The organism is Salinisphaera sp. C84B14 (assembly GCF_040361435.1).
GTDB lineage: Bacteria > Pseudomonadota > Gammaproteobacteria > Nevskiales > Salinisphaeraceae > Salinisphaera.
The window spans coordinates 1-526 of record NZ_APNL01000046.1 but is presented as its reverse complement, the minus strand read 5'-3'; the positions used below and the strand labels follow the sequence as shown (position 1 = coordinate 526).

The window sequence follows — 526 nt, the reverse complement described above, 5'->3', positions numbered from 1 at the left end:
TGTCGTGGTACCGGTGCCCGATGCGGTGGCGGCGATCGATTCTTGTGTGTCTTCGAGGGCCGTGAGCGCGGGGCGGTCTGCGGGTTTGGGGTCGCCTTCGACGGTGGCTTGTTGGGCGTCGGCGGCTTCGGCGAGGCTTTTGATCAGCCCGTGGGCCTGGCCGAGGGCGGCTTTTGCGCCGTCGGCGCGAAGCTGTTCTTGCCCGCCTTCGGTGGTGAGCAGCACGCCCTGGCCGCCACGCAGGCTGCCGTAGGATTGCGTGGTGAGTTCGGCGCCGTGGCCGCGGTCGGCGCCGCGCTGGTTGTCGGTCTGGTGTTTGAGATGACCCAGCGCCAGCGAGCTGGCGTATTCGGTGGTGGCCAGCTGGGTGCGCAGTTGCTTGGGCGTGGCATCGAATACGAGCTGGTTGTAGCCGCCGATGCCCTGCCCGCTCGTCGATAGGGCCTGGGTCTTGAGGCCAGAGAACACGGCCGGATGGGCGTGTTCGCCGGCCTGGCCGGCGAACCACGCCGGGGCATTGCCGGTA

The 526-nt window shown here is 68.8% G+C and carries 1 protein-coding gene; it reads right to left on the bottom strand.

Features of this window, described 5'->3' with window-relative positions; genetic code table 11:
* Positions 1-526: type VI secretion system Vgr family protein (locus C84B14_RS17970; protein ID WP_353226129.1), on the bottom strand; the 526-nt coding region annotated here is incomplete at both ends.